Source organism: Mesorhizobium sp. M2C.T.Ca.TU.002.02.1.1 (assembly GCF_003997225.1).
The window spans coordinates 1-1,642 of the sequence record NZ_RZTO01001093.1 but is presented as its reverse complement, the minus strand read 5'-3'; the positions used below and the strand labels follow the sequence as shown (position 1 = coordinate 1,642).

General features: G+C 65.7%; 2 protein-coding genes. Both read right to left on the bottom strand.

What is annotated here, in order from left to right:
• A partial coding sequence (locus EOD07_RS33680; protein ID WP_206519642.1) for an ABC transporter ATP-binding protein occupies window positions 1-571 on the bottom strand: 571 nt, incomplete at its 3' end.
• A 2-nt stretch (window positions 572-573) separates the two neighbouring features.
• The coding region (locus EOD07_RS33675; RefSeq protein ID WP_127238282.1) for a nitrous oxide reductase family maturation protein NosD at window positions 574-1,642 on the bottom strand (1,069 nt) is incomplete at its 5' end.

The window sequence follows — 1,642 nt, the reverse complement described above, 5'->3', positions numbered from 1 at the left end:
CATGCGAGGAAAGCAGCAGCGTCGCGCCGGCATCGCGCAACTCGGCCATGACGTCGTAGAACATCTGGCGCGACTCGATGTCGAGGCCGGTTGTCGGCTCGTCGAGAAAGAGGACGCGCGGCTCGCCGAGCAGCGCCTGCGCCAATCCGAGGCGCTGGCGCATGCCCTTCGAATAGGTGCCGACGCGGCGGCTCGCGGCGGCGGCAAGCCCGACCCGCTCCAGAAGCTGGTCGGTGACGCCGAGCGGCACTTGCTTGAGGCGCGCGTAGAAACGCAGCACCTCGCGGCCGGTCATGGCCGCGGAGAAGGCGACGTTCTCGGGTAGGAAGCCGATCCTGCGTCGGAATGCCATGGCCTGGCGGCCGGCCGGATTCTCGCCGAGCAGCGCGATACGCCCAGCGGTCGGCGTGATGAGGCCGAGCGCCATCTTCACCAGCGTGCTCTTGCCGGCGCCGTTATGCCCGACGATGGCAACGCACTCGCCCGGCGCAACCGAGAGGTCTACGTCGCGGACGACAAAACTGTCTCCGTATCGCTTCGACACGCCTTCCATGAAGATCGTCGGCGACATGGTCATGGTTTCACCTCCGGCGCGGGCGGGACGGGCGCCATCAGCGGCGCGCTGTCGATGACGCCGCCCGGATGGAGCGCGGGGAATTCCGCTTGAGCCCAGCGGATGACCTGCACGGCCGGGCTGTTGATGAGGAGCTTGGCCGTCGGATAAGTCCACACGACCTTGTCGAAGATGTCGTTCGGGCGGTAGGCGGTATCGGCGATGCCGTCGCCATTCAGGTCGAACGCCGGATTGTCGCTCCAGTAATTGCCGCGCCCGTCCGCCGACCAGTCGAGCGACCGTGTCCCGACATAGACGACCTGCGAGCGGTTATGGACGAAGGCATTGCCGGTCATCCGGTTGCGCTCGGAACCCGCGGTGAAATGGATGCCGACGGCGCAATCCTCGAACCAGTTGCCGGCGAACAGGTTCTTGTTGGCGTTGTAGATGAAGACGCACTGGTCGCTCCGCCGCACCACATTGTCCTGGATGTCCGCGTCGTTGGCGTAGTTGAGCAGAAGGCCGTGATCGCCGTCGTCTTCCGACAGGTTGCGGCGGATCGTCAGGCGGCTCGAATACATGATGACGTAGCCGTCATGGTTGCCGCGCGAGACGTTGTCGCTGACCTCGCTGTCATGGGTGTACATGTAGTGGATGGCGAAGCGGACGTTCTCGATGCGGTTGCCGCGGAAGACGTTGTTGCGGCTGGCATTGGTGAAGATGCCGTCGCGTCCGCCGGTGATGTAGTTGCCGATCACCTGCGCCCCCGGCGCGTTCCAGACATAGACACCGTTGCCGCGCTCGTTGGTCCTGAGATCGGTCCGCCCGACGATGCGATTGTTCCGCACGATCGCGTTCGCGGCGCCGTGAACATAGATGCCGACCAGGCTGTTCTCGATCCGGCTGTCCTCGACGATCGCGCCCACGGCGCTGTCCTCGAGGAAGACCGCCGCGTCCATCGGATCGTCGATGCCGGAATTGCGTATGGTGAGGCCGCGCATGACGACGCTCGGGGCAGCCACCTCGATGGTTCGGTCCCGGCCCTGCCCGTCAAGCACGGCGCCGGGCTCGGCCTCGATGGTGAGAGCG